Genomic DNA, 25,176 nt, shown 5'->3' with positions numbered 1-25,176 from the left:
TATATATCTTAGCTTTTTTTGCAATCTTGCTTTTTTTTATTTTTTTGCGTAAGAAAATGGGAAAAATTAGCAATTATATTTTGGTTTTAGTGCTGATTTTAGCTATAGCTTTTGCAGTTAAATTTGAACTTAGTGCCGCAAGAAATGGCGTGCTAAAAAAAGAAACGCTTAATGCTTTTTTACAAGGGCAAAGCCTAAAATGCAAAGATACTAATGTAAGTAAAGAGTATTTTAATTTCGAGCACGGAACGCAAAGTTTTGTTTCCAATGGAAAAAACAAACAATTAAAAGCTTTAATTTTTGATATAAAAGATTGCAAGGTAGATAAATAATGCAAGAGCAATTTTTTAAAAAGTTAGATTTAGATTTATATGTAGCAGAATTTAAAGGACTTTTTGCAAGAGATAAAGAAATATTTTTGCAAGGTGATAGTAAGCTTCATTTTAAAAGACTTAATGAACTTTCTTTGCTTGAGTTTAATCCTCCTCCTATGGTAGATGAGTTAAATGCTGCTTTAATTCATCTTAGCAAACAAGGAATTTTGCATTTAAGTCAAAGTTTTGAATTTATAAAAATTTGTAAGTATTTTGAGTATTTGAAAAAATTAAAATTTGAAGAAAGTTTAAAGGAATGGCTTTTAAAGATAGAAATTCCACAAGTTATTTTAGAACTTTTTGAGTATTTTGATGAAAAGGGTGAGATTAAGGAAAGTATCGATGAAAGACTTGTTAATCTAAATTTAGCTTTAAAAATGAAAAAAGAAAGTTTGGTAACTGAGTTTAAAAAACTCACATATACTAAAAGTCTTAGTGCGTATTTAATCGATACGCAAATTCATCTTATCAATGGTATGGAAGCCTTGCTTTTACGCGGTGGGTTTAATCATGTCTTAAAAGCAAAAATCATAGGCAGGAGTAGTGGCGGTGGATTTTATGTGGTACCTTTGAGTGTAGAAAAAATCCAAAGTCAAATTGATGAAATCAAAGATGCTAAAGAAGAAATTTTTTATGAATATGCCAAAAAAATCAGCTTGGTTTTTTATAAAAATTTGATGTTTTTGAAATTTATTAATAATGCTTTTGATTTATTTGATCATTATAGTGCTAGAGTTTTAATGGCTAAAAAGTATGATTATGAGTTTGTTTTAGCTGATAGTTCTAATAATCTAAGTTTATATAACTTCGCACATCCAGCTTTAAAAAATGCAAAAAGTGTGAATGTGGAATTTAATAAAAAAGTTTTAATCATCACGGGTGTAAATGCGGGTGGTAAGTCTATGCTTTTAAAAGGAATTTTAAGTGCGGCTTTACTTGCAAAACATTTACTTCCTATGAGAATTAATGCGCAAAAAAGCCAAATAGGAAATTTTAAAGAATTTGATGTGATTTTAGAAGATCCGCAAAATGTAAAAAATGATATTTCTACTTTTGCTGGAAGAATGTTGCATTTTTCTAAGCTTTTGGGTAAAAAAAATGTTTTATTAGGAATTGATGAGATAGAACTTGGAACTGATTTTGAAGAAGCAGCGTGTTTATATACTGAGCTTATTTCTAAGCTTTTAGAACAAGATAATAAAATCATCATCACAACCCACCATAAACGCCTTGCTATGCTTTTGGCTAAAAATTCACAAGTTGAACTTATAGCTGCTTTATATGATGAAGAGCTTTCAAGACCAAAATATGAGTTTTTAAAAGGCACCATAGGTAAATCTTATGCATTTGAAACAGCTTTGAGATATGGTATAAGTGCAAATTTAGTGCAAAATGCTAAAAAACTTTATGGAGAAGATAAAGAAAATTTAGAAGAAATGGTGAGTAAAAACATTAATCTTGAGCTTTCTTTGCGCAAAAAAAATGAAGAGCTTGAGAAAAAAGAAGCCAAGGTAGATGAAATTTTGTTTTCACTTAAAGAACAAAAGGAAAAAAATGAGCAAGAATTTAAAAAACTTGTTTCAAATTTAGAGCTTAAATACCACAAAGCCATAGAAGAAGCTAAAAAAACAATAAATCTAAAAGATATTAAAGAAAAGCAAAGAAGTTTAAATAAGGCTAATGAGCTAAAAAAAAGCATTATTTTACCAAGTATGGAACAAAATGAAGAGCTTAGAGTTGGGGATTTTGTAAAATATGAAAAAATCAAAGGAAAAATCGTAGCCATCTCCAAAAACGATGCCATGGTCGAAAGCGATGGGATCAAACTTCGCGTGCCTTTAAAACTTCTTAAAAAAAGCGGAGCGATACAGCAAAAAGTGGCAAAAACAAGTATCAGCGTAACAAAACCTAGTAATCTAAGTGTGAGTTTGGATTTACATGGACTTAGGAGTGATGAGGCTATTGCTAGACTTGATAAATTTATTTCAGATGCTTTGATAGCAGGATTTGACGAGGTTTTAATCTATCATGGCATAGGCACAGGAAGGCTTGCTTTTGCAGTAAGGGAATTTTTAAAAACACATAAGAGTGTAAAAAGTTTTCAAGATGCACCTATTAATCAAGGCGGCTTTGGTGCTAAAGTGGTGAGATTGTAAAGGATATAAATGATTACAAAAAATAATTTAAAAAATGCTTTGCAAAGTTTAGGATTTGAAAACAGAGATGAAATTTATGAGAAAAAAATTAATAACTATATACTTAAAATAGACTACAAACATCAAAATATTAATTACCCAAGAGAAATAAAAATTCACGATGAAACTACTTCTAATTTTTCACACCCTGAAAATTTTGTAGTTTTTGAATGTGTACATAGGCTTTTAGAAAAAGGCTATAAAGCTGAACATTTAGAGTTAGAGCCAAAATGGAATCTTGGCAGGAATAAAAAAGGTGGTAAGGCTGATATTTTGATAAAAGATAATGAAAATAATCCTTATTTGATCATTGAATGTAAAACCACAGATTCTAAAAATAGTGAGTTTATAAAAGAATGGAATAGAATGCAAGAAGATGGTGGGCAGCTTTTTTCTTATTTTCAGCAAGAAAAAGGTGTAAAATATCTTTGTCTTTATACAAGTGATTTTAGCGATAAGATAGAATATAAAAATTATATCATACAAGCTTACGATAACGAAGAATATCTAAAAGAAAAAGAATTACAAAATTCTTATAAAAAATCTAATAACAATATAGAACTTTTTAAAACTTGGAAAGAAAGTTATGAACTACAATATTTTGAGCAAGGTATTTTTGAAGCAAATGTCAATGCTTATAAAATTTTAGAAATTACTCCAACTTTTGATAATCTCAAAGAACTTAAAGAAGAAGGCAAATATCACGAATTTGCAAAAATTTTACGCAAGCATAATATATCAGGCAAGGAAAATGCCTTTGATAAACTTGTAAATATTTTTCTTTGTAAAATTTATGATGAAACTTTTAATAAAAACAATCTTAAATTTGGATATTTTGGTGTAATGGCAGATACTTATGCAAATATGCAAGATAGATTAATGTGGCTTTATAAAGAAGCTATGAAAGAATTCTTGGGAGAAAAAATCACCTTTGTATCCAATGAAGACATAGAAAAAGACTTTAAACAATTAAAGATAAAAACATTAAAAGAAGTAATGCAAAATTACATTAAAGAATTAAAATTTTATTCAAATAATGATTTTGCATTTTTAGAAGTGCATAATAAAGAATTATTCTTAAAAAATGCACTTGTATTAAAAGAAATAGTAGAGCTTTTTGCAAATTATAAGCTTACTCAAAACTCTACAAATCAATTTTTAGGTAATCTTTTTGAACTTTTTTTGCAAAAAGGTATGAAACAAGATGAAGGGCAATTTTTTACACCTATTCAAATTTGTGAATTTATTATGTATTCTTTACCTCTTCAAGAAATGCTAAACGAAAATTCTAAAGCTTTAAAGGTGATTGATTATGCTTGCGGTGCTGGACATTTTTTAAATACCTATGCTAATGAGCTTAAGCGTTATTTAACAGAAGATGAGCTTAAAGAGCATTATAAAAATATTTATGGTATTGAAAAAGAGTATCGCTTGAGTAAGGTTTCTAAGGTATCAAGTGCTATGTATGGACAAAATGAAATCAATATTTTATATGCTGATGCACTTGCTTCTTTTGAGCTAGCAAATACAAATAATTTAGAAGGAGAAAAAGCAAAGCCACAAATAGAATCAAATAGTTTTGATTTACTTATAGCAAATCCGCCTTATTCTGTAAAAGGATTTTTAGAAACTTTAAGCAATAAGTCTAAAAATATCTATAAACTTTTTAATGACGATATAAACATAGAAACAAATAATTCTATCGAATGCTTTTTTTGTGAGCGAGCAAATCAAATTTTAAATGATAATGCTAAAGCTGCTATTATTTTGCCAAGTTCTATTTTAAATAAGGATTCTATTTATAAAAATACAAGAGAAATATTGTTTCAAAATTTTGATTTTATTGCCATTGTTGAGCTTGGAAGTCAAACATTTGGTGCAACAGGGACAAATACGATTATTTTGTTTTTACGCAAAAAAGAAACTTTTAAACAAGAAAATCATCTTATTTCTCAAGATTATAGCTTGATTAAAGAACGCATAGAAGCTGAAAATTTAAAAGACAATGAAAACTTTTATCAAGATTATCTAGGTGCATATTGTGATTTTAGAAAATTTGATAAAGAGCTTTATAGCAATTTTTTAAATGGTGATTTAGATTCTAAACTTGCAAAGCTAGAAGCCTTTAAAGATTATCGCAATGCATTTGAGCAAACAAGCGATTATAAAAGACTTAAAGAATCTAAAATTTATAAAGAAAGTGAAGATAAACAAAGTTTAGAAGATAAAGCTTTTTTAGCTTATGTTCAGGCGATCGAAAAGGATAAATTGCTTTATTTTTGTCTAAGTCTTAATCAAGAAGTCTTAATTATAAAATCCCCAAGTGAGATAAAAGAACAAAAGAAATTTTTAGGTTACGAGTGGAGCAATAGAAAAGGCGATGAAGGTTTAAAAGAATTGCACGAGCCTTATTGTAGTCCACTTTTTGAAAGAGGCAATCCGCAAAATGAAACTAAGCTTAATACTTTAATTTGCAAAGCATTTTTAAAAACTCTTAGCGATATACCAAAAGATTTACAAAGCTATGCTAGTAAAGCAAGGCTTGTTGACATGATAGATTTTGAAAAAGTGGAATTTAATAAAGCTATAAGTTTAAATCCAAAAACTCAAAGAGAAGAAATAAAGTCTAAATACCCATTGGTTAAATTGAAAATTTGTGGAGATTTTTTCATGGGAGGAACGCCATCAAGAAAAAATATAAATTATTGGAATGGGGATATTAAGTGGCTAACAATTGGCGATTACTCTAACCATCAAGTTATTATGGATACTAAAGAAAAAATTACAAGAGAGGGTTTTAAGAATTCTAATGTAAAAATGATACAAAAAGGTGCTGTTGTTGTTTCAATTTATGCAACTATAGGTAGAGTTGGAATATTAGGCGAAGATATGACAACAAATCAAGCTATAGTAGCTATTATTCCGAATGAAGAATTTATAAATAAATATCTTATGTATGCTATTGATTATTTTAAATTTCAATTATTTAACGAAGTTATTACAACTTCGCAACAAAATATAAATTTAGGAATCTTGCAAAATATGGTTATTCCAAAGCCACCGCTTGAAATTCAAAAACAAATCGTAGCGGAGTGTGAAAAGGTAGAAGAGCAATATAACACCATAAGAATGAGTATAGAAGAGTATCAAAACTTAATCAAAGCAATACTTCAAGAATGCGGCATTATAGATGATAATGGGGGGGGGTATGAGCTAAATTTTATTTTAGATAAAATTAATAATTTGTGTAAAATAAATTTAGATAGTGAATTTTTATCATCATTTAATAAAACAATTAAAGAATACACTTTATCAAATCCAATTTTTAAACTAAGTATTGGAAAAAGAGTTTTAAATAATGAACTGCTTGAAAATGGACAAATTCCTGTTTATAGTGCAAATGTGTTAAATGTGTTTGGATTTATTGATAAAGAAGTCTTACAAGATTATGATAATGATTCTGTTTTATGGGGTATAGATGGAGATTGGATGGTGGGATTTATGCCAAAAAATAAAAAGTTTTATCCAACCGATCATTGCGGGGTATTAAGGGTTGATGATACAAAAATAAATGCTAAATATATAAGTTTTATTTTAAATGAAGCTGGTAAAAAACAAGGATTTTCAAGAAAACTTAGAGCTTCAATAGATAGAATAAAAGCATTAAGGGTTAAACTTCCTTCTTTAGAATTCCAAAATCAAATAGCAGATATAATTGATAAAATAGAGAAAAAAATCAATGAAGGTAAAATAGAACTTGATAGATTAGAAAAAGAAAAAGAAAAAATCTTACAAAAATATTTATTTTCTTAAAGCATTTTTCGCTAAACTTTGTAAATTTTATAAGGTTTAGCAAATGAAACAAGTAATGATTTTAAGCGGAGCAGGGCTTAGTGCTCCAAGTGGTATAAAAACTTTTAGAGCTAGTGGTGGGCTTTGGGAAGAACATGATGTAATGGAAGTTTGTTCAGCAACTGGTTTTAGAAAAAATCCCAAAAAAGTTTTGGAATTTTATAATAAAAGAAGAAAAGAACTAGCTAGTGTTAAGCCAAATCATGCACATAAAATCATCGCTTTATTAAAACAAAAATTTCCAAAACAAATTAGCATTTTAACCCAAAATGTAGATGATTTATTAGAGCGAGCAGGGTGTGAAGAAGTAGTGCATTTGCATGGTTTTTTACCTGAACTTAGGTGTTTAGAGTGTGAAAATATTTTTAACATAGGCTATGAAAGTAGTGATGATAAAATTTGTCCAAGTTGTCAAAGTGAAAATGTAAGACATAATATCGTAATGTTTGAAGAAATGGCACCAAATTATAAAATTTTATATGAGAAATTACAAAATTGTGATTTGTTTGTGTGTATAGGTACAAGCGGACAGGTTTTACCTGTGGGAGAGTATGCAAGAGTATGTAAGCAAAGCATATTAAACAATCTTGATGAGGATAAATATTTAGAAAGCAATTTTACTAAAGTTTATATAGAAGATGTTTGCACAGCTATTGATAAAATCAAAACTGATATAGAAAATTTCTTGGAAGAAAAATGCTAGAAGTAATCTTACAAGGCATTATTTTAGGTATGGGTGTATCTGTGCCTTTTGGGCCTGTAAATATTTTGATCTTAAATACTGCTTTATCTTCTTTTAAAAATGCTTTTTGTGTTGGGCTTGGTGCTTTAAGTGCTGATATACTTTTTTTGATTTTGATTAATCTTGGACTTTTAAGCTTTGCAAATAATGAATTTTTTTATAAAATACTAGCAGTTTTTGGCTTTTTCTTTTTGAGTTTTATGGTGTTTTTAATGCTAAGAAAAACAAGAAAAGTCGATCTTAACAAGGTAAATAAAACACATCCTTTAAAAGGTTTTAGCAAAGGATTTTTCTTAAATGTTACAAATCCTTATGTTATAGGTTTTTGGGTGAGTGTAGCAGGGCTTAGTATGCAGAGCAAAAACTCTTTTGCTTTGCTTTTTGGTTTGGTGGGTTTTATTGTGTTTTGGATTTTTACTTTATCATTTTTTGTGTCTAAATTCAAAGCCCTTGTGAAAAATAAACATATATTTTACATTAATCTTTTTTCAGCATTTATTTTAGAGTATTTTGCTCTTTCTATGCTGTATAAAGCTTTTATAGGATAAAACATGCAAGTAGTTGAAATTTTTAAAGAATTAAGTAAATTTAAATCCATCACTCCAGATGATGATGGAGCGTTAAATTATATCGCGGTGGAATTAAGTGATTTTGAAGCTTTTTTTATAGAAAAAGAAGGCGTAAAAAATCTTTTACTGACTAAAAAATTTAGTGATGGTGGTGAGCATTTGGCTTTTGGTGGGCATGTAGATGTGGTGCCTGCGGGAGAGGGTTGGAGTAGCGATCCTTTTGAGCCTTTGGAAAAAGATGGTTTTATTTATGTAAGAGGCGCACAAGACATGAAAAGCGGTGTGGCTGCTTTTATGTGTGCGGTTAAGGAAATAGAAAATTTCAAAGGAAGAATTTCACTTATTTTAACAAGCGACGAAGAAGGTGAGGCAAAATACGGCACACTTGAAGTGCTTAAATTTATGCAAGAAAAAGATATACTACCTGATTTTGCTGTGGTTGCTGAGCCAACTTGTGATAAAAATTTTGGAGATAGTATTAAAATAGGGCGTCGCGGTTCTATCAATGCAAAATTACTCATCAAAGGCAAGCAAGGTCATGTGGCATATCCACAAAAATGTATTAATCCGGTGCATAATTTTGCTTCGGCTTTGAAATTTTTAGCAGGTTTTGATCTTGATCCAGGTGATGAAGTTTTTGCACCTTCTAAAATCGTTATTACTGATATACGCGGTGGTATGGAAGTGTGCAATGTAACCCCAAATGATTTAAAATTGATGTTTAATGTAAGAAATTCTCCACAAACTAGCTTAGAAGATGTAAAAGCTTATGTAGAAAAGATTTGCGAAGGACTTGATTATGAGTTGAGCATAGATCAAAGTTCAAAGCCTTTTTTAACACAAAGTGATTCTAAAATAGCGCAAAAGCTAAATGAAAGTGTGCAAAAAATCACTCAAGTAGTGCCAGAACTTAACACCAAAGGTGGCACAAGTGATGCAAGGTATTTTGCAGAATTTGGAGTTAAAGTGGTAGAATTTGGAGTATGCAATGATAGAATTCATGCCGTTGATGAAAGAGTGAGCATAGAAGAGCTTGAAAAATTGTATTTGGTTTTTAAAGATTTATTAGAGAATTTTGATTAATAATTTTTAGGTGAGAATTAATGAGAATTAAATTCAATGGTAGTATGATAGATACACATTTTAAAGATACTTTAGAATTTTTTCAAAGTGTAAGTAAAAATGAAAATGATGTGTGGATAGTCAATGGTTTTGCGACAAAAGAGAAAATAAAATTAAGTGAAAATGATGAACTTTTTTGTATAGAAAAAAACACTTTACCTCCTTATGAAGCTCTTGATGCGATGATGAGAGCAAGACATACCCCAAAACTTCATGATAAACTTAAAAAAGCAAGTGTAGCAGTTTGTGGCTTAGGTGGATTAGGATCTCATATAGCCATAAATTTAGCAAGAAGTGGGGTTGGTAGGCTTCATTTGATTGATTTTGATGTGGTTGAGCCAAGTAATCTTAATCGTCAAGCTTATATGGTAGAAGATTTGGGTAAATTTAAAGCTGAAGCTTTAAAAGAGCAAATCGCTAAAATTAATCCTTTTATAGAAGTTTTTGCACAAGTTTTAAAAATAGAAAAAGAAAATATAGCCGAGCTTTTTATAAATGATGATATAGTTTGTGAAGCTTTTGATAGTGCTATATATAAAGCACTTTTAATGCAAAATTTTCATCAATACCATCCAGAAAAAACACTAATTTGTGCTTCAGGTTTAGCAGGATATGGTGATAGTAATAGCATACAAACAAGAAAAATTGCTAATAATTTTTATATATGTGGAGATTTAAAAAATGAAGCCAAAATGGGTAATGGACTTATGGCCCCACGAGTGAATATTTGTGCGGGACATCAAGCTAATTTAGTCTTAGAGCTTTTAGCAAAGCTTTAGTCTTTGAGTTAAGACTAAAGCCAGAAGAAATAAGCAATAATAGCAAGACTGATTGAACAAAATATATTTAGTATAATTCCTACTTTTACCATTTCTTGTTGTTTAATGTATCCTGTTCCAAAAACTATAGCATTTGGAGGTGTTGCAACTGGTAACATAAATGCACAAGAAGCACCTATAGCGATAATTAAAGCTAGTCCTAAGGCGGGAACACCTAGAGTATCTGCAATAGATATAAACAAAGGAACAAGTAATGCTGCTGAAGCGGTGTTTGATGTAAATTCAGTTAAAAATACTATAAAGAACGCAACAATCAATCCTATAATAAATAAGTTTCCATTCTCTATAAAAGATATGATGGTATCAGCCATTACTTTGCTAGCGCCTGAATCTCTTAGTACAACACTTAGGGTTATCCCACCTCCAAATAGCATTAAAACGCCCCAATCTGTATTTTTTTGTATATTTTTCCAATCAATAACTCTAAATGCACAAACTAAAACAGCTGCCAATAAAGCAATGATTGCATCAAGATTTGCGATTTTGTGTCCAAATATATTTTGTATAATTGGATTGATATTTCCACTAAAAATCCAAGATAATGCTATCACTAGAAAGATTACTAAAGTGATGATTCTAGGTCTTGTGAGTTCAATGTGTTCTGTATGCAAATCTACTTGTAAATTAAATTTAGGTTTAAATATAAATAATAATATTAAAATCATTGCTGGTAAAAAGATTAAAACAATAGGAATGCCATATTGTAACCATTGTGCAAAACTTATGTGTAACTGGGTAGCAACGATAGCATTTGGTGGAGTTCCTACTATAGTTCCTATACCGCCTATACTTGCACTAAAAGCTATGCCTAAAAGTATAAACACATAAGTATTTCTATCTTTTTCTGGGTCAAGTGAAGCTAACATTCCTATAGCAAGTGGAAGCATCATTGCAGCTGTTGCTGTATTGCTCATCCACATAGATAAAAATGCAGTTGTGATAAAAATATATAAACTTGATAGACCTAAATGACCTTTTGCTAGTGTTAAAATTTTATGTGCTATTAGTTTATCTAATTTTTGATGATGCATTGCAGCTGCTAGAGCAAAACCACCAAAAAACAAGAATATATTAGAATCAGCAAAACCAGTTAAAGCCTTAGAGGTAGGTAATAGTCCTAAAATTGCAGCTAAAACGGGTACTAAAATAGCTGTAATGGTAACATGTAAAGCTTCGCTAAGCCACAAAATAGCTATAAATATTAATAAAGATAAACCTTGATTTACCTTAGTTTCACCAAAAGGAGAAAAATATAGCAAAGCTATAAACAACACTAAATCAGCAAGGACTATTAGTGTTTTTATGTTCGAACTCATTCAAGAACTCCTTAATATTGTAATTTAGTAACATATTCTAGATAATTTTTGTTTCAAAAGTCAATTTTTTGCATAAAATTTTTTTATGTAAAAAAGCTATATGTGAAAAAAAGTAAATCTTGTTTAATTTTATATGTTTTTGGTATAATTCTTGCTAGATTGAAATGAGTTATATTAAAGAAATTTCAAGGGGAGATAATGATAAAAAAAATACTAGTAATATCTTTAACTTTATTTTTTAGTGCTTGTGCTATTAGCTCTAAAAATCAAGGAGTTGCTAAAGTTAATGAAGTTATAAAAATTCAAGCTCAATGTTATAATCCTTCTGATGCAAAAGCTTATGAAGCTAAAATTAAAGGGCTTGTATATATTAGTGATGTAGGGCTTAAATATTGTGAAAATAAAAGAACTATTGATAAAAGTATTTCTTTAAAAAAAGTATATATTCACAGAATTTATGATTTAGAAGAAAATAAAAAATATTCATTTTCTAATGGAAATGCTTATTATATCAATGAGAATTTTAATTATTATTTTTATGTTTTTTTAAAAGAAGAGTTAAAAAATAGAGGAATAATTGTAGTGGAAAATACAAATGATTCTCCTTATGTATTAAAAGTTGATTTAAGTTTTAATGATTTTTACTCTAAATTTGATGCAAATTCATTATTTTCTATAATCTCAAGTCAATTAACTTTAAAAGATATAAATACAAATAAAACTATTAATATTAAAACTAGACAAGAAGTAAAAGGCTTTTATAAAATCAATGATTTACCTTTTTTTACAGAACTTCTTATCAAGCAAGTGGCAAATAAAACCGCAGATATTATAAGTTCTTTGTGAGATGTTTTAATTGTCAAGGATTTTCTTTTGCAAGCTTATGTTCTGCTTGCAAAGATGAATTCTTAGAATATTCTTTAGGAATAAGAAAATTTGATAATGATTTTAAGGTTTACTATTTTTACCAATATGAGCAAATTAAGCATTTAATTTATTACAAACATAAATTTCAAGGATATTTCGTTTTAAATGCACTTGCAAAATTAAGTTTTGCAAAATTTAAAGATTTTTTTAATCCTTATTGCAAGATTAATGCTATAGCTTTAGATGATAATACGCACAATGGTTATTCTCACACAGCAATTTTAACTCATCATTTAAGAACAAAATTTATTAAGCCTATGTATCATACTTTACAAGCTACATCTAAAGTAAGATATAGTGGCAAAAGCTTACAATTTCGTAAAGATAATAAAAGGTTGTATAAACTTTTGAGATACCCAAAATATCCAGTAATTTTAGTTGATGATATTGTAACTACAGGCTCAAGCTTACTTGAAGCAAAAGAACTTTTAGAAAAAAATAACATAGAAGTGTTATTTGCTTTAGTTTTAGCTAATGCAAAATCTGATATAATATAAAGATTAATTTTAAGGATTTTTATGGAAAATATTTTTACTAAGGATTCAGATATTGAAAATATAGATATAGAAAGTTCTATAAAAAATAGTTATTTAGATTATTCTATGAGTGTTATTATAGGCCGTGCCTTACCTGATGCTAGAGATGGGCTTAAGCCAGTTCATAGAAGAATTTTGTATGCTATGAATGATTTAGGTGTTGGAAGTCGTAGTGCGTATAAAAAATCAGCGCGTATAGTAGGGGATGTAATCGGTAAATACCACCCGCATGGCGATACTGCTGTATATGATGCTTTAGTTAGAATGGCTCAAGATTTTTCTATGCGTTATCCGAGCGTAGATGGTCAAGGAAACTTTGGTTCAATTGATGGAGACGGTGCTGCTGCGATGCGTTATACTGAAGCTAGAATGACGATTTTAGCTGAAGAGCTTTTGCGTGATATAGATAAAGATACAGTTGATTTTGTGCCAAATTATGATGATTCTATGAGTGAGCCTGATGTTTTGCCTGCTAGAGTTCCGAATTTATTGCTTAATGGTTCAAGTGGTATTGCGGTAGGTATGGCTACCAATATTCCTCCTCATAGTTTAAATGAACTTATTGATGGTTTGCTTTATTTAATTGATAATAAAAACGCAAGTTTAGAAGAGATTATGCAATTTATTAAAGGGCCTGATTTTCCAACTAGTGGTATTATCTTTGGTAAAAAAGGTATTATAGAAGCTTATCGTACTGGTAGGGGTAGGGTTAAGGTAAGAGCAAAAACTCATATTGAAAAAAGAGCTAATAAAGACATTATTGTTATAGATGAACTTCCTTATCAAACTAATAAAGCAAGATTAATAGAGCAAATTGCAGAGCTTGCAAAAGAAAAGCAAATCGAAGGTATTGCTGAAGTTAGAGATGAGAGCGATAGAGAGGGAATCCGTGTAGTTATAGAGTTAAAACGCGATGCTATGAGTGAGATTGTTCTAAACAATCTTTTTAAATCTACTACTATGGAAAGTACATTTGGTGTGATTATGCTTGCAATACATAATAAAGAGCCAAAAGTTTTTTCTTTAATCGAGCTTTTAAATTTATTTTTAAATCATAGAAAAACTGTAATTATTAGAAGAACAATTTATGAATTACAAAAAGCTAGAGCTAGAGCACATATTTTAGAAGGTTTAAAAATTGCACTAGATAATATCGATGAAGTGATAGCCTTAATTAAAAATTCTCCAGATAATCCAACAGCAAAAACTTTACTAATGCAAAAATTTGGTTTAAGCGAACTTCAGTCTAATGCAATTTTAGATATGAAATTAGGTCGTTTAACAGGACTTGAGAGAGAAAAAATTGATAATGAATTAAGAGAGTTATTAGCAGAAATTCAAAGACTTGATCAAATTTTAAAAAGCGAAACTTTACTTGAGAATTTAATAAAAGATGAATTAAAAGAAATTAGGGCAAAATTTGATGTTCCAAGAATTACTCAAATTGAAGATGATTATGATGATATAGATATAGAAGATCTAATACCTAATGAAAATATGGTAGTTACTATTACTCATCGTGGCTATATAAAACGCGTTCCAAGTAAGCAATATGAAAAACAAAAACGCGGTGGTAAGGGTAAGGTTGCAGTTACAACTTATGATGATGATTTTATAGAAAGTTTCTTTACGGCAAATACACATGATACTTTAATGTTTGTAACAGATCGTGGCCAGCTTTACTGGCTTAAAGTCTATAAAATTCCTGAAGGAAGTAGAACTGCTAAAGGCAAAGCAGTAGTTAATCTTATTAATTTACAAGCTGATGAAAAAATTATGGCGATTATTCCAACAACAGATTTTGATGAAAACAAATCGTTATGTTTCTTTACTAAAAACGGTATTGTAAAACGCACAAACTTAAGTGAATATCAAAATATTAGAAGTGTTGGTGTAAGAGCGATTAATCTTGATGAAGATGATGGACTTGTAACAGCCATTATTGTAGCAAGAGATGAAAATGAAATGCTAAATTCTCAAACTAATGAAAATGAGATTTTAGATGATGAAAATATAGAAGAAAATACAAAAGGTAAAATGCTTTTTGCTGTTACTAAAAAAGGTATGTGTATTAAATTTCCACTCGCTAGAGTTAGGGAGATTGGTCGTGTAAGTAGAGGAGTTACTGCCATTAAATTTAAAGAAAAAGATGATGAAGTTGTGGGTGCAGTTGTAATAGAAAATGATGTGCAAGAAATTTTGAGTGTGAGTGCTAAAGGTATAGGAAAACGCACTGATGCTGGAGAGTATAGACTTCAAAGCAGGGGTGGTAAAGGTGTGATTTGTATGAAGCTTACTGCCAAAACTAAAGATTTGATTGGTATAGTAATAGTAGATGAAACCATGGATTTAATGGCTTTAACAAGTAGTGGTAAAATGATACGCGTTGATATGCAAAGTATTAGAAAGGCTGGTAGAAATACAAGTGGAGTTATAGTTGTAAATGTAGAAAATGATGAAGTAGTAAGCATAGCTAAATGTCCTAAAGAAGAAGAGGAAGATTTAGAAAATGAAACTAATATGGATTTAAACTTAGAATAGTAAAATTATTGGAATGATTTTTGCTATTTTGATTGATATCAAATAAATTGAAGGTGAAAAAATGAAAAAAGTTGTTTTTATGTTTTGTTTGGCTTTGAGTTTTAGTGCTTGTGCATTAGATCAAAGAGGTGTGAATCCAAATCAAACTCAAGCTTCTCAAGCTACAAGCTCTGATATTGTGGTTCAAAAGGTTGATAAAGATGATGTGCGTAATATCATTAGGGAAGAAAAAATGCTTGCAAATGATACAAGTACAGATAATGATTTAACTTTTACAGCAGTAGGTGAGGGTATAGCTCCTTTAAATACAGTTTCAGTGGGACAAGCTTTGGCTTTGGCTAAAAGAGCTGCTATTACAGATGCTTATAGACAATTAGCAAGTAAATTATACGGAGTAAGAGTTAATGGTAAAGATACTGTAAAAGATGCAATGCTTAAAAGCTCAACTATTACAGCACAAGTTAATGGTTTGATTAAGAATGCAAGTGTTGTTGATCAAGATTTTAAAGATGGTCTTTATAGAGTAAATGTAGAATTAAAAATTGATGCTGACAAGTGGAAAGAATTGTTTGCTTATTAATCTTTATAATTTTTAATGTTATTGCCCAAGATGAATTTATATTTTGGGCAGAATTGTCTAATAAAAACTTTATCCTTTATCATCAAAATGAAACTATTTCTATGGCTATGACGAAGAGTAAAAATAAAACATTAGAGTATGCTTGTGAATTAGTTTATACTCCAAATGATTTAAAAAATTTACCCCGTGATAGTTTTAATGTAATATCTGAAGAAAAAATGAAAAAAATAGACAAATTTAACTTTTTAAATGCTCATAAAAATGATTTAATTGATTGTTTTTTTAACTCAAAAATAGATGTTAAAGATTTTGTAAAAAGCGAGCAAGCAAGTGTGCAAAGTGAAACTTATATAAGAATTTTACCACTAAGATTTAGTGTAGAATTTCATGATGATAGAGCATTTGTGTATTGTCTTAAATAGATGCAAGTTTGTATTTATTAAATTCAGGTAAAATACTTAAAAAAATATTAAGAGGTATAATGCAAAAAAGTGTCCCTTATTATTTATTGTTTAAATATTTGCGTTTTGATAAAGATCAACCTTTTATTATGCTATCAAAAATTTTAGCATTTTTGGGTGTAAGTATAGGACTTTGTGTGCTTTTAGTCGCTATGGCTATTATGAATGGTTTTGATAAAGAATTTGAAAAAAAACTTTTTACTATGAATTATCCTATTACAATACTGCCGCGTTTTGGAGCAAGTATAGATGATAATTTGATTAAAGAATTAAAAGATAATTTTCCTAATTTATTGTTTAGTCCTTATATTAGCACTCAAGTAATTACAAGAAATAATCTAAAATTAGAAGGTGGAGTATTATTTGGTGTTAATTTTGAAGATGAAAAAAAAATCAATGAAGTTGTGTTAGAAGCTTTAAAAGATAATACATTGCAAGGATTTGACATATTAATAGGCAAAGGGTTGAAAGATGAGTTTGTTTTAGATTTCAATGATAAATTAACACTAATTTTTTCAAATTTAGATGCTAGTGGATTATCATTAATACCTAAAATTAAGCGTTTTAATGTAAAGGCTGAGTTTTCTTCTGGATTGCTTGCTTATGATAAAGCTTATATGTATGTAGATGTAGATGCTTTGGCTAAAATTTTATCCTATCCAAAGGGTGTTTATGATGGTATTCATATATACTCAGCTAAGCCTTTTGAAGATATTAAACAAATAGAAGCATTTGTTGGAAAAAAATTTGCAAGTATAGGTTGGTGGGAGCAAAATGGAAATTTCTTTGCAGCATTAGCTTTAGAAAAAAGAGCATTATTTATAGTATTAATGTTGATTATTTTAGTAGCAAGTTTAAATATAGTCAGTTCTTTGTTGATGATAGTTATGAATAGGCGAAGTGAAATAGCTTTATTACTTTCTTTGGGGGTTAGTAAGTTAGAGATTAAAAAAACATTTTTTTCTTTAGGTTTTTTAATAGGTGGTAGTGGAATTGTATTAGGAATTATTCTTGCAGGTATAATTTTATGGGTGCTTGGAAATTTTGACATAGTTTCTTTACCAAGTGATGTTTATGGTATGAGTAAGTTGCCATTAAATCTTTCATTGATTGATTTTTGTTTAACGGTTTTAGGTGCTGTGATTATAGTAAGTTTATCATCTTATTACCCTGCCAAAAAAGCAACACAAGTGGATATTTTAGATACTTTGAGAAACGAATAAATTTTTATTCGTTTAAAAATTTTTTTATTTCATTATAAAAATTTTCATAGCTTATATCTTTTATAGTTTTTACAAATTTTCCTTTCTCATCAATAAGATAAAATTCACCACTATGTGCTATGGAATATTTCATAGCAGAATCTTTTAATTGCACTTTTTCATAAATAACGCCATAATTTTTAGTAATTTTTTCTAATTCTTTTTCATTATTAGCAACTAATGCTGTAGAATTTGGATAAAAATATTTAACCCATTGGCTAGTTTGTGTTAAATTGCTATCTCTTTGCGGATCTAGTGAAATAAATACTATATGAGCCTTTTCTCTATTTGGTATTTTTTCTAAAACATTTCCAATTAAAGCAAGTTCTGTTGGACAAACATCAGGGCAATAGGTATATCCAAAATATACAATAAGCTTTTTACCTATAAAATCCTTCAAACTAAGCATACCTTTTTCAGAATTTAAGTGAAAATTATATTTATTGCTCTCAAAGTATTGTACAGAAATATAAAATACACCAAAAATTACAATAATTAACAAAAATAAATTTATTTTTTTCATAGCTTACCTTTTTACATCAAAATCAAAATAAAAATTAAGCGGAGTTTCATCATCAAAAAGTTCTATTCTAAAACGCATAATATCTAAAGTACAAGAACTTAAAACTAATTTAGCATAATAAGTATTGTTGTTTTTCTTAAATTGTGGAACAATATCACCCATATACATATTAAGTCCATAAACTCTAGCATTGAGTTTTTTATAATCTCCTAAGTTACTGATATTTAAATCAAGCTCGTTTAAAGCTGTAATTGGTTTTGGGTTTAAAGTAACTAAAACTTGTTTATTTTTAAAATTATAAGTGCATTCTTGTGTGTTTAAATCACATTCTAGTGGATATAAAGTAGTGATTAGCTCTCTTTTTTTCAAACCATTGTTTGTTGAGTTAGTATAAAAATAAGCTCCACATATAGCAAGAATTATAGCAAGAGCAAAAATAAATAAATTTTTCATTATTTTTTAATACTTCTTGAGCTTATGTCTTTTAATTCAATAGTGCTATTATCATCAAAATATAGAGTTAAATTAGCTTTGGTTTGAGAGGTGATATTTTCTTTAAGATTTAGAACCATTATATGTTTTCCACCTGGTTTTAATTGAGTACTTGAGTTGGCTTTTATTGTAATTTGCGGAATTTGCACCATCATTTTTTTTCCATTTTCCATAATATGATCGTGAATTTCAGTTGTATCGCTTAGTGAACTTTGTGCTTTTACAAGTTTAATATCTTTATCAGAATTATTTTTTAATTCTAAAAAGAAAGCTGTAGTTTTAGAATTTGGAGGAGTTTGTCTAACATATGGATCTTCAATTGTGATTTCATTTGCTAAAATAAAAGTAGCTAACATACATAAACTTAGAATTTTTTTCATAAATTTTCCTTAAAAAATATTTACAATTAAGCATATTATACACATAGTAAAATTAAAAATATATTTAATGAAAAAATACTATAATTAGGTTTTTGTTGTTTTAATTTTTTATATAAAAAGGATAATAATTGTTAAAAATTATACTAGTGTTGTTTGGTCTATTAATATTTGCTAATGCAGAAAATCTTGCAAAAATTTACTTAAATGAAGGTATTGGTGCTGTTGAAAAAATACTAGAGCAAGAATTAAGTAAAAAAGATTTTTGGTTAGATGAGATTAGAGATAAAAATGTAAGTTTGGGTTATTATGAAGAAAAAGTAGCTATAGTTTTAACCAATAAAAGTGATAAAGTTATAAGAGTTTATCATTATGATAATGGAAAAATAGAAAAAAAATTCATACAAAAAGATGTTTTAACAGGTTTAGCAGGAGATAAGGAAATAGAAGGGGATTTAAAAACACCTATAGGTTTTTATGAGTTGGGTAAAAAATTTTATCCTGGTGATCCTTATTATGGACCATTTGCTTTTGCTACAACTTATCCAAATGTCCTTGATAAAACTTTAGGAAAAACAGGTGGTGGAATTTGGATTCATGGTTATCCTTTAGATGGCACGCGTTTAGATACTTATAAGACTAGAGGATGTATTGCTGTTCATAATGATTTATTGGAAGAGTTTAATAAATTAGTAGCAGATAGAAAAGCATATGCAATGACTGAAGAAAAAAATAAAATAACTACAAATAGCGATGAAGTGGCTATTTTATTAGCAAATTTATATGCTTGGAAAGATAGTTGGCAAAAAAGTGATATAAAAAAATACCTTTCCTTTTATGATCAAAAAATATTTAAACATAAAAATAAAATAGATTATAAGCAATTTGCAAAAACAAAGGAGCGAATTTTTGCAAAAAAAGAAGAAAAGAGTATTAAATTTTCTGATATTAGCATAAGTCCATATCCTAATATTAAAAATGAAAAAATTTTTAGAATAGGTTTTTATGAAGACTATTATACTTTAAATTATAAATTTAAAGGTGAAAAAGTTCTTTATGTAAAACTTCAAGATGATAAAATGCAAATATTAGCTGAACAATAATGGCTTATATAGAAATTAATCGTTTAGCATATGAATACAATCTTGATTTAATAGCTTCTAAAGCAGGCGGTTATCAAAAAATAATATGTGTTTTTAAAGATAATGCGTATGGACATGGAGCCAAAATATTAGCCCCAATAGCTAAAGAAAAGGGTATTAATTTTGTAGCAGTAAAAGATGAAGATGAAGCTGGTGAGTTGGAGCTTTTTTTTGAAAATATATTGATTTTATCTCACCATCCTCATACAAAAGAAAATGAAAAATTTATCTATGCTTTAAATGATAAAAATGATATAGATAAATTTAAAAAAAACACTAAAATACATTTGGTTATAGATACAAATATGCATAGAAATGGTATTTTACCCGAAGAACTCGAAGATGTGTTAGAAGCGATAAAAAAACAAAAATTGCAACTACATGGAGTTATGATGCATTTTGCAGGTAGTGATGAAATAGATGCTAGTTATTTTGTTCAAAAACAAAAATTTAAGCAAGCTAAAGAACAAATTTATAATTTGCTTCAAGATGAAGCAAAAAATCTTATATTTCATTCGCATAATTCTGAAGCATTATTTCGTTCAAACCAAATCGAAGATGATGAGTATTGTAGGGTAGGACTTGTGCAGTTTGGTTATGCATATTTTAATAATAATTTGCGTAAAGTTCTAAGTTTATGGGCTGAAAGATTAAGTCAAAGAAAGTTAAAAAAAGGCCAAAGCGTAGGTTATGGTGGTGTATATAATGCTCAAAAAGATATTGATATTGCTACTTATGATTTAGGCTATGCAGATGGACTTTTTCGCTATAATGGAAAAGATATTTTTTTATTGCCAAATAAAAAAAGAATATTAGGTAAAATGTCTATGGATAGTTTTTCTTGCGAGGATAGTGGAAAAGTGGTATGTGTGATAAACGATGCTAATGATATGGCAAAGTTTTTTAATACTATAAATTATGAAATTTTAGTCAAACTTTCTCCGCGACTAAAGCGAATTGTTGTTTAGATAGTTTTTTATATTTTATGAGAGGTGGGAAAAATGGCATTTTTGAATTGGGCTATTTTAATTTTATTTTTATTTATAGTGTTTTTGTTGATTAATCGCTATGAAAGAAAAATAAAAATTTTATATAAAAATATAGAAATTTTAAAAAATGAATGCAAAAAAAATAGTGAAGATATTGAACAAAATAGAATTTTAATAGAAAAAAATAGATCTAATATTGAAGATATAAAAAATCAAAATTAATCTTGAAGTATTTTTGCTATTAATTCTAAAGGATGTAAAAATTCTGTGGAAATTTTTTCATATTCTAATGCGTTTGAAATCTGCATTCTACAAGCTGAACATTCTGCGCTAACAATTTCTACATTACTTTTTTGTATATTTTGAGCTTTTTTAATGCCAACTTGCAAAGCTTTTTCGTAATAATCAGTTTGCATACTAACACCACCAAAACCACAACATTCGTTTGATTTTATAAGTTCTTTAAAATTATAATTTTGTTGTAGTAAAGCTCTTGGTTCTTTGAAAACTCCTTGCATTTTTCTTGCATGGCAAGGATCATGATATGCAATTTTTGTATTGATTTTTTTCTTCGTTTTTAATAATTCTTCTAAATTTGTATATTCGTAAAAATATTTTGTCGCAAGTAAAATTTTATTAGAGATTTTTTTTGCTCTAATTGCCCATTCTTCGTTTTTTTGCATATGGAAAAAATGTTCATAGTCTATATTAATCATTGCGGAGCAAGTTGCTTCGGGAACTATAATATAGTCTAGTGTTTTTAATTTTTCCTCAAAATAGATGATATTTTTTTTAGCTAAACTTTCGACGCTTTTAAAATCACCAGTAAAATAATGTGGAGCACCACAACAAGATTGATCTTTTAATAAATCTACATTAATTTTAAGATGCTTACAAATTTCAAGCAAAGCAAAACCTGTGTTGGTGTAAGAATAATTTGATAAACACCCTATAAAAAGCCCTATGGTTTTTTCACCTTGATTATTTATAAAAGTAGGATTTGATTCTAAAAAACTTTTTTTAACCAAAGAAGGCAATAAGCGATCTTTTTTTATTAAAGGCAAATTAAATTTAGTTTTCATTCCCAAGTTTTTATTTTGTAGTTTGAAAACACAGCTTTGAAAAACATAACCTAATCTTGCTAAAATATTTAGAATTTTTCTGTGTCTTAAGAAAAAGAAAGCTAGTTTTTTATACCAAGCTATACCAAATTTTTGAGCTATATCATAACGAACTTTTTCAATAGCACTATCTACTCTTAAATGACTTGGACAAACTTCAACACAATTAGTGCATAAAAAACAGGATTCAAAAGTTTTTTTAAGGTTTTTATCAAGTTCTAATTCTTGATTTTCATAAGCATTGATTAAATCTAAAAAACCACGCGGAGAAGTACTTTCATCGCGATTTATTTCGTGTATGGTGCAAACTGGTATGCATTTTCCACATTTTACACAAGCATTATATATTTTATCAGAGCTTAACATTTTAAACCGTTTTAGAAAATACTTTTTTGTCTTCACTAATTCGTTTTAAGTATTTATCAAAACACATAGCAATATTACGAATTAAAAGTATCCCTGTTTCATTTACACTTATGCGTGATTTATTTATTGTTACAAATTCACTAAGTTCTTGAAGTTCTTTTAAATCTTGTTTGAAATATTCAAAAAAATTTATCTTAAATTCTTTCTCTATTTTTTCAATATTTAGAGCAAAATTACTCATAAGCTTCATAATCACTGCTTTTCTTAATTCATCATCATTATCAAGCATAATGCCCTTTTCGCAAGGTAATCTACCCTCATCAATGGCTTTTTCATAGTTTGGCATATCTTTGAAATTTTGCATATAATGTCTTTTACCCTCACCAATGCTTGTTAAACCAACACCAATTAAATCTGTTCCACCTTTAGTAGTATAACCTTGGAAATTTCTATGTAAGCTACCATTTTCTAATGCTTTAAAAAGTTCATCTTGTGGTTTTGCAAAATGATCCATTCCTATCATTTTGTAGCCATTTTGAGTTAAAAACCTTTCGCAATATTCTAAAATTTGAAGTTTTATATCAGGACTTGGTAAAGTATTTTCATCAAATTTTCTCATATTTTTTTTAAGCCAAGGCACATGAGCATAATTAAAAATAGCAAAGCGATCAGGATTGATTGATAATGCTTTTTCTAAAGTTTGTTTAAAGCTTTCTAGGCTTTGATAGGGAAGACCATAGATTAAGTCCATATTAACTGAATTTATACCCTTTTTTCTTACCATATTAACTGCATTTTTGGTAAGTTCAAAGGGTTGAATTCTATGAATTTCTTTTTGAACTTTTTCGTCAAAATCTTGTACACCAAAACTAATACGATTAAAGCCATTTTGAATTAAAACATCGGCTTGTTCTTCGTTTAAAAATCTAGGATCAATTTCACAACTTATCTCACTATCTTGAGTAAAATTTGGAAAAATATTTTTTATTTTTAAAATTAAAGTTTCGAGTTGTTTGGCGGAAAAAAAAGTAGGAGTGCCGCCTCCAAAATGCATTTGAGCTACTTTTCTTTGAGTATCAATAATATTTGCTAAAAGATCAAGTTCTTTGAAAAGATAATTTAAATATCTTTCTTTGCTTTCTTCTTTTGCAGTGTATATTACATTGCAGCCACAAAAATAACAAGCACTTCTGCAAAATGGCAAATGAAAATACAAAGACAATTGTGCTTTTTGTTGTTTTAAAATTTCTATATAATCATCATAGTTAAAATGAGTGTTAAATTCTACTGCTGTGGGATAAGAAGTATATCTTGGCCCTGCTTTGGAGTATTTAACAAAGCTTTTATAATCTTTCATTTGATTTTACCTTTTGCATCATTTCTTTCATATCTATAAATAAATTAGGATATTTATTGTGTATATTACTAATTAACTTATCTAAATCTATATTAACCTCTTTCGCACCTTTAGCTATTTGATGTTTAATTTCATCCATAGCTACAATCCATACATCATTAAAATCAATAGGTATTTGTTGATAAATAGCTTTTTCTAATTTAAGTTCAAAATTATCTTTTTGCATCTCTTTGGCATTTTGCAAAAATTCTATTAAAGTTTTTACAGAAAACATAGTTTTAACTTCATCATTTTCATCTATTATAAACCATGGTTCAGGTGCTAATTCATGACCATTTTTTAGACTTAACTTTTTTTCTTTTTCGTTTATATGAGTGAGATGAAATATAGTTTGGTTGTGTTTTTCTATGCCTAAATGATTTGATAATTCATCTATAATATCTTGTGAGGTTTTCTTGCTTAAATTATTCAACAATTACTCCTTATTTTTTAATATTTTAGCTATTTCTTTTGCATGATAAGTGATGATAAGTTTAGCACCAGCTCTTTTAAAGGCAAGCATTGTTTCAAGCATTACTTTTTCATAATCAATTACACCTGCTTTTTGACCAGCTTTTAATAAGGCGTATTCTCCGCTAACATTATACACACAAAGCGGAAGCTTAGAGTGATTTGCTATATCTTTTACCACATCTAAATAAGCAAGTGCTGGTTTTACCATTAAAATATCAGCGCCTTGTTTTTCATCTTCTAAACTTTCGCATAAGGCTTCTTTGCCATTAGCATAATCCATTTGATAGGTTTTTCTATCTCCATAACTTGGAGCAGAATCAGCAACATCTCTAAATGGACCATAATAGGCTGAAGCGAATTTGGTTGAATATGCCATAATAGGCAAATTTTCAAAACCATTTTCATCTAAAGCTTTTCTTAGCGTTTGTATTATTCCATCCATCATACCACTTGGTGCAATCATATCTGCACCATTTTTTGCATGAATTAAAGCTTGTTTTGCTGAAATTTCTAAAGTTAAATCATTATCTACACTTTTGCTTTTTGGATCTATTATGCCACAATGTCCATGATCAGTATATTCACAAAAACACAAATCAGTAATTACTACTAAGTGTGGAAATTTCGTTTTGATGGCTCTTAAGCTTTTAGCAATTAGACCATCATCACTTAAAGCATCACTACCACAACTATCTTTTTTAGAGCTTTCTAATACACCAAATAAAATGATAGCTTTAATACCAAGTTTAATTAATTCTTCACATTCTTTTAAAATTTCATCTAAACTCATTTGAAATACACCTGGCATAGAAGAAATTTCATTTTTAATGTTTTTTCCATCAACAACAAATAAAGGATAAATTAAATCGTCTATATTAATTGTGTTTTCTTTTACTAAATTTCTTATATTTTCATTAAATCTTAATCTTCTGAAGCGTTTAAACATAAATTTCCTTTTTGTTTGTTAAAATTCTTTAAAT

The 25,176-nt window shown here is 28.4% G+C and carries 24 protein-coding genes; 16 read left to right on the top strand and 8 right to left on the bottom strand.

Annotated elements, in window-relative coordinates; all coding sequences use genetic code 11:
• Positions 1 to 56 precede the first annotated feature (56 nt).
• From CARM_RS05955 to thiF, 7 genes are read left to right on the top strand one after another with little or no spacing between them, the layout of a single operon-like run.
• Positions 57 to 332 carry a hypothetical protein gene (locus tag CARM_RS05955; RefSeq protein WP_217907087.1) on the top strand — a complete coding sequence of 92 codons (276 nt, stop codon included), beginning with the start codon at positions 57 to 59 and terminating at the stop codon, positions 330 to 332.
• Entirely contained in the window at positions 332 to 2,530 is a 2,199-nt protein-coding gene (locus CARM_RS05950; RefSeq protein WP_139426958.1) for an endonuclease MutS2, read from the top strand. The genes CARM_RS05955 and CARM_RS05950 overlap by 1 nt, the downstream gene beginning before the upstream one ends.
• A gap of 9 nt (positions 2,531 to 2,539) precedes the next feature.
• Positions 2,540 to 6,382: a restriction endonuclease subunit S gene (locus tag CARM_RS05945; protein WP_139426960.1), complete on the top strand. Its 3,843-nt coding sequence runs from the start codon at positions 2,540 to 2,542 to the stop codon at positions 6,380 to 6,382.
• A 43-nt stretch (positions 6,383 to 6,425) separates the two neighbouring features.
• Positions 6,426 to 7,124 carry an SIR2 family NAD-dependent protein deacylase gene (locus tag CARM_RS05940; RefSeq protein ID WP_139426962.1) on the top strand — a complete coding sequence of 233 codons (699 nt, stop codon included), beginning with the start codon at positions 6,426 to 6,428 and terminating at the stop codon, positions 7,122 to 7,124.
• Entirely contained in the window at positions 7,118 to 7,711 is a 594-nt protein-coding gene (locus CARM_RS05935) for a LysE family transporter (RefSeq protein ID WP_139426965.1), read from the top strand. Before CARM_RS05940 ends, CARM_RS05935 begins: the two co-directional genes overlap by 7 nt.
• 3 nt (positions 7,712 to 7,714) lie before the next feature.
• Positions 7,715 to 8,815 (top strand): succinyl-diaminopimelate desuccinylase, encoded by a 1,101-nt coding sequence (gene dapE / locus CARM_RS05930; RefSeq protein WP_139426967.1) that lies wholly within the window; start codon positions 7,715 to 7,717, stop codon positions 8,813 to 8,815.
• A gap of 20 nt (positions 8,816 to 8,835) precedes the next feature.
• Complete coding sequence (gene thiF, locus CARM_RS05925) at positions 8,836 to 9,633, top strand: thiamine biosynthesis protein ThiF (protein WP_139426969.1); 798 nt, start codon at positions 8,836 to 8,838, stop codon at positions 9,631 to 9,633.
• Positions 9,634 to 9,647: 14 nt separating this feature from the next.
• On the opposite strand, the gene CARM_RS05920 is transcribed toward thiF, so the two are convergent.
• Positions 9,648 to 11,009: an SLC13 family permease gene (locus CARM_RS05920; RefSeq protein ID WP_139426971.1), complete on the bottom strand. Its 1,362-nt coding sequence runs from the start codon at positions 11,007 to 11,009 to the stop codon at positions 9,648 to 9,650.
• A gap of 198 nt (positions 11,010 to 11,207) precedes the next feature.
• On the opposite strand from CARM_RS05920, the gene mapA reads away from it, so the two are divergent.
• From mapA to CARM_RS05890, 6 genes are all read left to right on the top strand, one after another.
• Positions 11,208 to 11,855 (top strand): outer membrane lipoprotein MapA, encoded by a 648-nt coding sequence (gene mapA, locus CARM_RS05915; protein ID WP_139426973.1) that lies wholly within the window; start codon positions 11,208 to 11,210, stop codon positions 11,853 to 11,855.
• Complete coding sequence (locus tag CARM_RS05910; RefSeq protein WP_139426975.1) at positions 11,852 to 12,433, top strand: ComF family protein; 582 nt, start codon at positions 11,852 to 11,854, stop codon at positions 12,431 to 12,433. The genes mapA and CARM_RS05910 overlap by 4 nt, the downstream gene beginning before the upstream one ends.
• A gap of 21 nt (positions 12,434 to 12,454) precedes the next feature.
• A complete protein-coding gene (gene gyrA / locus CARM_RS05905; RefSeq protein ID WP_139426977.1) occupies positions 12,455 to 15,013 on the top strand; it encodes a DNA gyrase subunit A in 2,559 nt (852 codons plus the stop codon).
• Between the two features lie 61 nt (positions 15,014 to 15,074).
• Positions 15,075 to 15,593 carry an LPP20 family lipoprotein gene (locus CARM_RS05900; protein WP_139426979.1) on the top strand — a complete coding sequence of 173 codons (519 nt, stop codon included), beginning with the start codon at positions 15,075 to 15,077 and terminating at the stop codon, positions 15,591 to 15,593.
• Positions 15,569 to 16,015: a hypothetical protein gene (locus CARM_RS05895; protein WP_139426981.1), complete on the top strand. Its 447-nt coding sequence runs from the start codon at positions 15,569 to 15,571 to the stop codon at positions 16,013 to 16,015. Before CARM_RS05900 ends, CARM_RS05895 begins: the two co-directional genes overlap by 25 nt.
• A gap of 59 nt (positions 16,016 to 16,074) precedes the next feature.
• Positions 16,075 to 17,277 carry an ABC transporter permease gene (locus tag CARM_RS05890; protein WP_139426982.1) on the top strand — a complete coding sequence of 401 codons (1,203 nt, stop codon included), beginning with the start codon at positions 16,075 to 16,077 and terminating at the stop codon, positions 17,275 to 17,277.
• Between the two features lie 4 nt (positions 17,278 to 17,281).
• Here CARM_RS05890 and CARM_RS05885 read toward each other — a convergent pair whose 3' ends face one another.
• The 3 genes from CARM_RS05885 to CARM_RS05875 are packed head-to-tail and all read right to left on the bottom strand — an operon-like array spanning position 17,282 to position 18,711.
• Positions 17,282 to 17,839: an SCO family protein gene (locus tag CARM_RS05885; RefSeq protein WP_139426984.1), complete on the bottom strand. Its 558-nt coding sequence runs from the start codon at positions 17,837 to 17,839 to the stop codon at positions 17,282 to 17,284.
• Positions 17,840 to 17,842: 3 nt separating this feature from the next.
• Entirely contained in the window at positions 17,843 to 18,292 is a 450-nt protein-coding gene (locus tag CARM_RS05880) for a hypothetical protein (protein WP_139426986.1), read from the bottom strand.
• The gene (locus CARM_RS05875) at positions 18,292 to 18,711 is read right to left on the bottom strand and encodes a copper chaperone PCu(A)C (protein ID WP_139426988.1); all 420 of its coding nucleotides are present in this window, start codon (positions 18,709 to 18,711) and stop codon (positions 18,292 to 18,294) included. The genes CARM_RS05880 and CARM_RS05875 overlap by 1 nt, the downstream gene beginning before the upstream one ends.
• Before the next feature lie 128 nt (positions 18,712 to 18,839).
• On the opposite strand from CARM_RS05875, the gene CARM_RS05870 reads away from it, so the two are divergent.
• Genes CARM_RS05870 through CARM_RS05860 form a run of 3 tightly spaced genes read left to right on the top strand, consistent with a single transcriptional unit; the run spans position 18,840 to position 21,061 of the window.
• Positions 18,840 to 19,811, top strand: a complete 972-nt coding sequence (locus tag CARM_RS05870; RefSeq protein WP_139426990.1) for a L,D-transpeptidase family protein — start codon at positions 18,840 to 18,842, stop codon at positions 19,809 to 19,811.
• Complete coding sequence (locus CARM_RS05865) at positions 19,811 to 20,818, top strand: alanine racemase (RefSeq protein WP_139426992.1); 1,008 nt, start codon at positions 19,811 to 19,813, stop codon at positions 20,816 to 20,818. The genes CARM_RS05870 and CARM_RS05865 overlap by 1 nt, the downstream gene beginning before the upstream one ends.
• A 33-nt stretch (positions 20,819 to 20,851) precedes the next feature.
• On the top strand, positions 20,852 to 21,061 hold the full coding sequence (locus tag CARM_RS05860; RefSeq protein ID WP_139426994.1) for a hypothetical protein: 210 nt from the start codon (positions 20,852 to 20,854) through the stop codon (positions 21,059 to 21,061).
• On the opposite strand, the gene CARM_RS05855 is transcribed toward CARM_RS05860, so the two are convergent.
• From CARM_RS05855 to hemB, 4 genes are read right to left on the bottom strand one after another with little or no spacing between them, the layout of a single operon-like run.
• Positions 21,058 to 22,326: a (Fe-S)-binding protein gene (locus CARM_RS05855; protein ID WP_139426995.1), complete on the bottom strand. Its 1,269-nt coding sequence runs from the start codon at positions 22,324 to 22,326 to the stop codon at positions 21,058 to 21,060. The two genes, CARM_RS05860 and CARM_RS05855, sit on opposite strands and share 4 nt — an antisense overlap.
• A gap of 1 nt (position 22,327) precedes the next feature.
• The gene (gene hemN, locus CARM_RS05850) at positions 22,328 to 23,683 is read right to left on the bottom strand and encodes an oxygen-independent coproporphyrinogen III oxidase (RefSeq protein WP_139426998.1); all 1,356 of its coding nucleotides are present in this window, start codon (positions 23,681 to 23,683) and stop codon (positions 22,328 to 22,330) included.
• Positions 23,670 to 24,155, bottom strand: coding sequence for a DUF2603 domain-containing protein (locus CARM_RS05845; RefSeq protein WP_139427000.1), 486 nt, complete (start codon positions 24,153 to 24,155; stop codon positions 23,670 to 23,672). The genes hemN and CARM_RS05845 overlap by 14 nt, the downstream gene beginning before the upstream one ends.
• A gap of 3 nt (positions 24,156 to 24,158) precedes the next feature.
• The gene (gene hemB, locus CARM_RS05840) at positions 24,159 to 25,142 is read right to left on the bottom strand and encodes a porphobilinogen synthase (RefSeq protein ID WP_139427002.1); all 984 of its coding nucleotides are present in this window, start codon (positions 25,140 to 25,142) and stop codon (positions 24,159 to 24,161) included.
• Positions 25,143 to 25,176 lie beyond the last annotated feature (34 nt).

Source organism: Campylobacter armoricus (genome assembly GCF_013372105.1).
Taxonomy (GTDB): Bacteria; Campylobacterota; Campylobacteria; order Campylobacterales; family Campylobacteraceae; genus Campylobacter_D; species Campylobacter_D armoricus.
Note: the sequence above shows the minus strand (reverse complement) of the source record. Positions and strands in the feature narration are given on the sequence as shown.

Bases quoted from the DNA above. Each gene is read 5' to 3' on its own strand.
- CARM_RS05945 (WP_139426960.1), top strand. From the start codon at position 2,540: ATGATTACAAAAAATAATTTAAAAAATGCTTTGCAAAGTTTAGGATTT.
- CARM_RS05885 (WP_139426984.1), bottom strand. From the start codon at position 17,839: ATGAAAAAAATAAATTTATTTTTGTTAATTATTGTAATTTTTGGTGTA.
- CARM_RS05890 (WP_139426982.1), top strand. From the start codon at position 16,075: ATGCAAAAAAGTGTCCCTTATTATTTATTGTTTAAATATTTGCGTTTT.
- CARM_RS05865 (WP_139426992.1), top strand. From the start codon at position 19,811: ATGGCTTATATAGAAATTAATCGTTTAGCATATGAATACAATCTTGAT.
- CARM_RS05935 (WP_139426965.1), top strand. From the start codon at position 7,118: ATGCTAGAAGTAATCTTACAAGGCATTATTTTAGGTATGGGTGTATCT.
- thiF (WP_139426969.1), top strand. From the start codon at position 8,836: ATGAGAATTAAATTCAATGGTAGTATGATAGATACACATTTTAAAGAT.
- CARM_RS05920 (WP_139426971.1), bottom strand. From the start codon at position 11,009: ATGAGTTCGAACATAAAAACACTAATAGTCCTTGCTGATTTAGTGTTG.
- CARM_RS05875 (WP_139426988.1), bottom strand. From the start codon at position 18,711: ATGAAAAAAATTCTAAGTTTATGTATGTTAGCTACTTTTATTTTAGCA.
- hemB (WP_139427002.1), bottom strand. From the start codon at position 25,142: ATGTTTAAACGCTTCAGAAGATTAAGATTTAATGAAAATATAAGAAAT.
- CARM_RS05855 (WP_139426995.1), bottom strand. From the start codon at position 22,326: ATGTTAAGCTCTGATAAAATATATAATGCTTGTGTAAAATGTGGAAAA.
- mapA (WP_139426973.1), top strand. From the start codon at position 11,208: ATGATAAAAAAAATACTAGTAATATCTTTAACTTTATTTTTTAGTGCT.
- CARM_RS05955 (WP_217907087.1), top strand. From the start codon at position 57: ATGGGAAAAATTAGCAATTATATTTTGGTTTTAGTGCTGATTTTAGCT.
- CARM_RS05860 (WP_139426994.1), top strand. From the start codon at position 20,852: ATGGCATTTTTGAATTGGGCTATTTTAATTTTATTTTTATTTATAGTG.
- CARM_RS05900 (WP_139426979.1), top strand. From the start codon at position 15,075: ATGAAAAAAGTTGTTTTTATGTTTTGTTTGGCTTTGAGTTTTAGTGCT.
- dapE (WP_139426967.1), top strand. From the start codon at position 7,715: ATGCAAGTAGTTGAAATTTTTAAAGAATTAAGTAAATTTAAATCCATC.
- CARM_RS05940 (WP_139426962.1), top strand. From the start codon at position 6,426: ATGAAACAAGTAATGATTTTAAGCGGAGCAGGGCTTAGTGCTCCAAGT.
- gyrA (WP_139426977.1), top strand. From the start codon at position 12,455: ATGGAAAATATTTTTACTAAGGATTCAGATATTGAAAATATAGATATA.
- CARM_RS05950 (WP_139426958.1), top strand. From the start codon at position 332: ATGCAAGAGCAATTTTTTAAAAAGTTAGATTTAGATTTATATGTAGCA.
- CARM_RS05880 (WP_139426986.1), bottom strand. From the start codon at position 18,292: ATGAAAAATTTATTTATTTTTGCTCTTGCTATAATTCTTGCTATATGT.
- hemN (WP_139426998.1), bottom strand. From the start codon at position 23,683: ATGAAAGATTATAAAAGCTTTGTTAAATACTCCAAAGCAGGGCCAAGA.